At 72.7% G+C, this 7,401-nt stretch carries 7 protein-coding genes; 4 read left to right on the forward strand and 3 right to left on the reverse strand.

What is annotated here, in order from left to right; translation table 11 throughout:
* The 3 genes from AC1DY2_RS12075 to AC1DY2_RS12085 all read right to left on the reverse strand — a co-directional run.
* Positions 1–1,234: S8/S53 family peptidase (locus AC1DY2_RS12075; protein WP_476762650.1), on the reverse strand; the 1,234-nt coding region annotated here is incomplete at its 3' end.
* Between the two features lie 196 nt (positions 1,235–1,430).
* A complete protein-coding gene (locus tag AC1DY2_RS12080; protein ID WP_476762651.1) occupies positions 1,431–2,753 on the reverse strand; it encodes an LLM class flavin-dependent oxidoreductase in 1,323 nt (440 codons plus the stop codon).
* Positions 2,750–4,180, reverse strand: coding sequence for an O-acetylhomoserine aminocarboxypropyltransferase/cysteine synthase family protein (locus AC1DY2_RS12085; RefSeq protein WP_476762652.1), 1,431 nt, complete (start codon positions 4,178–4,180; stop codon positions 2,750–2,752). The genes AC1DY2_RS12080 and AC1DY2_RS12085 overlap by 4 nt, the downstream gene beginning before the upstream one ends.
* A 216-nt stretch (positions 4,181–4,396) precedes the next feature.
* On the opposite strand from AC1DY2_RS12085, the gene AC1DY2_RS12090 reads away from it, so the two are divergent.
* The 4 genes from AC1DY2_RS12090 to AC1DY2_RS12105 are packed head-to-tail and all read left to right on the forward strand — an operon-like array spanning position 4,397 to position 7,323.
* Entirely contained in the window at positions 4,397–4,588 is a 192-nt protein-coding gene (locus AC1DY2_RS12090; RefSeq protein ID WP_476762653.1) for a hypothetical protein, read from the forward strand.
* 10 nt (positions 4,589–4,598) lie between these two features.
* Positions 4,599–5,468, forward strand: coding sequence for a DUF1684 domain-containing protein (locus tag AC1DY2_RS12095; RefSeq protein WP_476762654.1), 870 nt, complete (start codon positions 4,599–4,601; stop codon positions 5,466–5,468).
* A 60-nt stretch (positions 5,469–5,528) separates the two neighbouring features.
* The gene (locus tag AC1DY2_RS12100; RefSeq protein ID WP_476762655.1) at positions 5,529–6,692 is read left to right on the forward strand and encodes an LLM class flavin-dependent oxidoreductase; all 1,164 of its coding nucleotides are present in this window, start codon (positions 5,529–5,531) and stop codon (positions 6,690–6,692) included.
* 37 nt (positions 6,693–6,729) lie between these two features.
* Positions 6,730–7,323, forward strand: coding sequence for a GNAT family N-acetyltransferase (locus AC1DY2_RS12105; protein WP_476762656.1), 594 nt, complete (start codon positions 6,730–6,732; stop codon positions 7,321–7,323).
* Positions 7,324–7,401: the final 78 nt, after the last annotated feature.

Consider the following 7,401-nt stretch of genomic DNA (forward strand, 5'->3'; position numbering starts at 1 on the left):
CGTCGCGTCCGTCGTCGAGCGGCGTGAGGTCGACGTCGTCGCGGTACTCGACCACGAACGGGATCTCCTCGTCCTCGGCGGTTGCGGGGTCATCCACGCCGAAGTGGTCGGCCTGGCGGTCGACGGCGTACGGCGCCATGGCGGGCGCGTCGGTGAAGTCCTTGTCGTTGTCGGCATCGACCCAGATCATGTGGGTCGATGGCTCGTAGAGCACCCCGAAGGCGTCCCAGACGTCGCCGTTGCGGTTGAGGTCGCCCCCGAAGTCGCTGCCCGACGTCGAGTACTCGTAGAAGTAGCCGAAGCGGAAGTCACCCGCGGGTGCGGTCCATTCCTCGCCACCGGAGCGGAACGACGGTCCGCTCTTCACGGTCGTCATCTCGACCCACGTGCCGTCGTTGTCCTGGATCGGGTCGGTCGCGGTGACCCAGTCGATGACCTTGGGCTTGCCGTCGCTCGTCGTCTGCAGCGCCGGATGCCCGACGTCGACGCCGGTGTCCAGCACGCCGACGACGGTGCCGCGCCCGTCCCACTCGGGGTGCGCGTCGACGAATGCCGTGGCGCCGGTCTCGGCGATGGGCAGGTAGGGGTTGGCGGCGGGGGTGCTCGCGTCAGGGGCGCCGGGTCCGGCGTCGAGCAGGCTCGACGCGGGAGCGACGCCCCCTCCGAGGCCCGGCGTCGGCACCTGATACGTGCGGTTCAGGTCGATCGCCTTCACGTCGGACCGCCCGGCCAGGTCGGAGACGCGGTCGGTCGGCACGGTGGCCCGCACGTACCCGAGCTTCTCGGTCACCGACCCGACGGTGCCGCCCGCCTTGCGCACGGCCGCGACGACGTCGTCGGACGCCCCCTTGCGCGCGAGGATCATGACGGTGACGGTGTCCGTCTTCTCGACCTGGGCCTCCTGCAGCAGCCGGGTGTCGGCCTGGCCGAGCTTGTCGGCGGCATCGTCGGAGGACCCGGTGGAGTCGAGCGGGTGGAAGCCGGGATCCGCCGCGGGCTCGTAGAGCTCGGGATCGCCGGTCGCGAGGGAAGCGATCCCGGCGGATCCGTCGCGGGGGCCTGCGACACCCGGACGACCCTCCGCGAWCGGTCCGTTCGGGTCGGGGGTCGCCGAGGAGCCCGGATCGGGTGGCGCGGTCGGCGACGCGGCGGCCGTTCCGATCGGCGCCATCATCATGGCGGCGGAGATCAGTGCCGCTGATGCGGCCCCGACCAGCTTCCTGCGTGTGCTCATCGTGCTCCTCGACACTGGGAGAGCACCGGCGCTCATGCCGAGCACCGGTGTGAGTGCGGAGTGGTGGCTGCAGGCCCCGAGGCTCCTCGAACTCGGGTCGAATCTCCCAGTGCCCCCGTTCTGGGGTCAATCAACCGCCGTGGCGAATGGGCGTCATGGCGTGAATCCGCCCGCCGCCGCCGCTCACCCGAGTCGATCAGAAGTCGTGCAGGTTCCCCTGGATGCCGCCGCTCCCGTACTCCCGGCGCAGCACGCCGCGCCGGCGCAGGATCGGCACGAGCTCGTCGAGGTACCGGTGCACCGTGACCGGGTGCAGGTCGCCCGAGAAGATGAAGCCGTCGTTGTCGGCCTCCTCGCCGAACTCCTCGATGAAGTCGGCGACCTGTTCGGCCGTGCCCACGAAGCCGGCGTGGTCGACGATGCGTCCCTTGCGGGCCTTCGCGACGAGCAGCTCGCGCAGCGTGGCATCCGCGAAGGTCGGTGCGGTCTTGCCGAGCAGGCCCTTGATCGTGCCCTGCGAGACGTGGTCGCCGAAGATCGACGGGTCGAGCGGCCGGTCGAGCGGCAGCCCGGTGAGGTCGGTCTCGAGGTCGCTCGACTGGCCCTCGAGGATCGCGGCGAGCGTCGCGTCCGACGGATCGAGGGACGCACGCACCACGCGGTCGACCTCCTCCTCGCTCGACACGATCTCGGGCTTGAACACGAACAGGGTCTTCACGGCGTTCGCCGCGCGCCCGTGCGCGACCGCGGCGTCGATGATCTTCTGCCGGTACGCGCGCACGACGTCGAGGTCGAGCGGCGCGTACGCGAGCTGCACGTCCGAGTGGGTGCCGGCGAACGCGAGTCCCTTGGGCGAGCCGCCGGGGGAGACGATCGCCGGGTCGCCCTCGGTGAACGGGATCGCGTTGAGCGGTCCCGTCACGTCGAAGTACTCGCCCTCGAAGCGGGTCTCGCGGATCTTCGAGCCGTCGGCGAAGCGGCCGGTCGCGGCATCCGCCACGAGGGCGCCGTCATCCCAGCTGTGCCAGAGGCCGCGCACCGCGGCGAGCCACTCGCTCGCGCGGTCGTACGCCTGGTCGTGCGTCACGGGCGGCGTGCCCGTGTGGCGCGTGCTCGAGACATCCGTCACCACGTTGATGCCCACGCGGTGCCCGCTCAGGTGGTGCAGCGAGGCGAACTGCCGGGCGGCGAGGTACGGCGGCCAGATGCCGGCGTTCACCGTGGGGGCGATGCCGAGGTGCTCGGTCGCCGCGAGCAGGTAGGGCGTCAGTGCGACCGGGTCGTGCTTCGGCCCGCCGTATGCCTTGCGGACGCGCAACTCGACGGTGTCGGGCGTGCCGATCGAGGGGCCGTCCTCGATGATCAGGAGGTCGAGGCCCGCCTGCTCGAGTTCGCGCACCGACTGCTGGTAGAGCTTCGGCTCGGTCCAGCGGTAGTCCCAGTCCCAGTGCGGGTGCCCCCAGGCCTGCGGCCCGAAGCCCCGTGAGAAGAACCATCCGAAGTGCTGCGGCCGGGTCATCGTGCGCTCCCTTCGAGCACGGCGCGGGATGCGGCATCCGTCGCGAGGTCGGAGACCGACGATGCACGGACGGGCGATGCGGTGACGGATGCCGCGACCGCGCGCAGCGCCGCGAACCCGCGTTCGAGGTCCCGCACGAGGTCCTCCGGCTCCTCGAGCCCGATCGACAGCCGCAGCAGGCCCGACGAGATGCGCCCCTTGGCCCGCGTGCAGGCGTCCAGGTGCGCGTGGGTCGTCGTCGCCGGGTGGAGGATGAGCGACCGCGTGTCGCCGATGTGGCTCATGCGGCTGAACAGCTCGACGGCGTCGTAGAAGGGCGCGACCGATGCCTCGCCGCCGGCCAGCACGAACGACAGCACCGCGCCCTGCCCGCGCGGCAGGTAGCGCTGCGCGAGCTCGTACGACGGGCTGGAGCGGAGGCCGGGGTAGTTGACGCCCAGCACCTCGGGCTGCTCCTCCAGCCAGGCGGCGATCGCGGCGGCCGTGGATGACTGGCGCTGCACGCGCAGCGACAGCGTCTCGACGCCCTGCTGGATGAGGAACGCGTTGAACGGCGAGAGCACCGGCCCGAATAGCGCGGCCGTGACGCCGCGGAGGTAGGCGGTGTAGGCGCCGTCGCCGTGGACGGCGAGGTAGCTGCGACCCTGCAGCCCGGTGTCGGGCAGGTGCAGGTGCGGGAAGGCATCGGGACGCGCCGACCAGTCGAACGTGCCTGCGTCGACGATCACGCCGCCCAGCGCCGCACCGTGGCCCGAGAGGAACTTGCTCGCCGAGTGCACCACGAGGTCGGCGCCGTGCTCGATGGGCCGCACGAGGTAGGGCGTCGCGAGCGTGTTGTCGACGAGGAACGGCACGCCGGCCGCCTGGGCCACCCCCGCGACGCCCCGCAGGTCGATGACCTCGCCGGTGGGGTTCGCGATCGACTCGGCGTAGATCGCCCGCGTGTTCGGGCGGATGCGGCGGCGCCACTCGTCGAGGTCGGCCGGGTCGTCGACGAACTCGACCTCGATGCCGAAGCGCCCGAAGCCCTGGGTGAAGAGGCTCCGCGTGCCCGAGTAGACGGTCTGCGCCGACAGCACGTGGTCGCCGGCCTGGGCGATGCCGAGCACGGCCACGGTCAGCGCCGCMTGCCCGCTCGCGAGCACGACCGCGTCGCGCCCGCCCTCGATCGCGGCGAGCCGGCGCTCGAGCGCGGCGTTCGACGGGTTGCCTGCCCGCGTGTAGACGTAGCCGCCGTCGTCGCCGGCGAAGCGCTCGCGGGCGTGCGCGAAGTCGTCGAAGCGGAATCCGGCGCTCAGGTAGATCGGCATGATGCGCGCGCCGAAGGTCGCGTCGGCGTGCTCGCCGGCGTGCACCTGCTGGGTGGCGAAGCCCTCGTGGGCGAGCGCCGCGTCGGCGAAGGGGTCGTGCGCATCGGGCTCAGACATGCGGCCCATCCTGAGCGCGCCGGGGCATCCGGGCAATCGCGGCTCGACGCGTGGGGTCACCCGCGGTCACATCGTGACGCCGCATGTCCGCGTGTTGCGGCATCCGTCGCCGCCGGATCGGCGCCCGCCTATCGTGGCGACCCATTCGCGGCGTGCGCGGGCGCCGGCCGAGGCCGCACCGCGACGACCGCCACACGACCCTCGATCGGAGGCATCATGACCGACCTGTTGCACTGGTACGCCCGCATCCACGGCCCCCGGGCGCTCCGCATCGTCGAGGCGGCGCGCGCCGGTGCGCTCGACGGCGAGCGAGCGGATGYCGCGTCCGCGGGGCCCGAACGTGACACGGTGTTGCGATCGGTGGCGAATGGTGACGACACCGCTGGCGAAGTGCTCGCGGGAGCGTGACAGTGGCGACATGAAGATCACCGATGCAGCCGCCGCCACCACCGATGGCACCGCCACCGACACCGCCACCCTCGACCGCGYCGCGTTCGCCCGCGAGTGGGAGGAGTGGCACCGCGACCACGAGGCGCGCCGCGCCGACCCGCACGGCTTCCTGGCCGTGACCGCGATCCACTGGCTCGACGAGACGCCGCAGCACTTCGACGACGTGCCGGGCACCTGGTCCACCGATGCCGCGGCGGGGCCGGTCGTCGACCTCGCCCCGGGTGAGTCGCTCGAGGCGGCCGACGGCACCCGCCTCGAGGGTCGCCACGCCTTCGGCCCCATCGCCGAGCGCGGCGGCGTCGTGGTGCGCGCGGGCGAGCTCGCGATCGAGGTCGCCCGCCGCGGCGGCCGGGACATCGTGCGTCCCCGCGACCCGGGGCACCCCTACCWCGCCCGCTTCACGGGCACGCCCACCTACCTGCCCAACCCGCGTTGGATCGCGCGCGGCCGGCTCATTCGCGCAGAGGCGCCCCGCGAGGTCACCGTCGGTTCGGCCGCCGAGGGCCTCCAGCACGTCTACGAGGTGCCGGGCGAGGTCGAGTTCGAGCTGCGCGGCGAGACCTTCCGCCTCACCGCGTTCAACGGCCATGCGCCCGGCACGCTGCAGGTGCTCTTCACGGATGCCACGAGCGGACTGACCACGTATGCCGCGAATCGCTCGCTCGAGATCGAGGCTCCCGACGCCGACGGCTCGGTCGTGCTCGACTTCAACCGCGCGGTCAACCTGCCCTGCGCGTACACCGACCACGCCACCTGCCCGCTGCCGCCCGCCGGGAACCGGCTGCCGGTCGGCATCGAGGCGGGGGAGAAGACGCCCGTCGAGCGCAACGTCGCCTGACCGGCGCCGCCCTGCCCCGCAGCATCCGACCGCCATCGACGCGCCAGAACCGGAGAACCCATGCGCTTCCAGATCCTCGACATCGTCCCCTACGTGCAGAACCCGGTCACCGGGCGGCTCGTGAGCCCGGCCGAGCGGCTCGACCAGACCGTGGAGTTCGCCCGCCGGGCCGAGCGGCTCGGCTTCGACGCCTTCGCGGTGGGCGAGCGGCACGCGGGGCATTTCCTCTCGTCGTCGCCGACCGTGCTGCTCGGCGCCATCGCCGCGGTCACCTCGACGATCCGCCTGCAGACGGGGGTGACCGTGCTGTCGGTCCTCGACCCGGTGCGCGTGGCCGAGGACTATGCCACCATCGACCAGCTCTCGCGCGGCCGGCTCGAGCTCACGATCGGCAAGGGCAACGAGGCGGCGCAGTTCCCCCTGTTCGGGCTGGCGATCGACGACCAGTGGGAGCTGCTCGCCGACCGCTACGCACTGCTCCGCAGGCTCTGGCGGGAGACCGACGTCGACTGGGAGGCGACGCCGTACACGCGCGCACAGCGGGGCACCACGACGCTGCCGCGCCCGTACGCCGGGGCGCCGCGGGTGTGGCACGGATCGGCGACCACGCTCGCATCTGCGGCGCTCGCAGCACGCTGGGGAGACCCGCTGTTCAGCGCGAACGCGATCCAGCCGCTCCGCAACTACGCGGTGCTCGTGCAGCACTACCGCGACGAGCGCGCACGCCACGGGCACGACCCGCGGTTCGCCTACGTGGGGGCCGGCGCCGGCGCGCTGTTCATCGCCGACACCACGCAGCAGGCACGGGAGCTCTACGGGCCGGTCTACGAGGCGCTCGTCGCCGCGACGAACGTGCCGGGCAACAACTCCCCGTTCCGCGACATYGACCACGCCATCGCCGAGGGTCCAGCGCTCGTCGGCAGCCCGCAGCAGGTCATCGACAAGATCGGCCGCTTCCACGAGGCGCTCGGGCACGACCTGCAGTCGATCAGCCTGCCCACGACCCTGCCGGTCGAGCAGCAGGTCGAGCTCGTCGAGCGCTTCGCCGTCGAGGTCGCCCCGGTCGCGCGGCGGGAGTTCCCGAGCACGCTCTGGGGACCGGGCGATCCCTATGCGCTGCGTCCAGCCGTGAGCGGCGGGGTCGAGGCGGATGCCGCCGCGGCCGTGGAGTCGGCGACCGCGCCGCTCGACCGCCTGGCCGGGGCATCCGAGGCGACCCGGTGACCGGTCCGTCAGGCGTCGCCCGTAGGATCGTGGATCGATGAGCGAGAGCCAGCAGCCGCGCGGTGCGGCATCCGACCCGACTGACGGGCTCGTCGTGCGCCTCGTGCAGCCCGACGAGTACGACGAGGTCGCCGCCCTGTCACTGCGAGCGTACGAGCTCGAGTACGACATCTCGGCCGAGTACCGCGCCTCGATCCTCGCCGTCGCCGAGCGCGCCGCCGAGCACGAGGTGTGGGTCGCCGCGGATGCCGCGTCGGGCGCGCTGCTCGGCGCGGTGGCCACGCCCCGGCCCGGCCGCACGATCTCGCCGCTCGCGCGACCCGGCGAGCTCGACTTCCGGCTCCTCGCCGTCGACCCGTCGGCGCGCGGACGGGGCGTGGGGGCGCGGCTCACCCGGCACGTGATCGAGCTGGCCAGGCAGCGCCGACTCGACCGCGTGGTCATGAACAGCGGCCCGCAGATGGTCGGCGCGCATGCGCTCTACGGGAAGCTGGGCTTCACCCGGCTGTACGATCGCGAGCGCGAGATCGTCGACGGCGGCCGCCGGTTCCGGCTGCTCGCGTTCACGATCGACGTGGATGCCGCGGCCGACGCCCCGAGTCACGACGACGAGCTCGGCATCGCCTCGTGACCGCACCCGACACCGACGTCGTCGTCATCGGCGGGGGAGCGATGGGCTCCTCCGCGGCGTGGAACCTCGCGCGCCGCG

This window comes from Agromyces sp. P1_H4 (assembly GCF_056405255.1).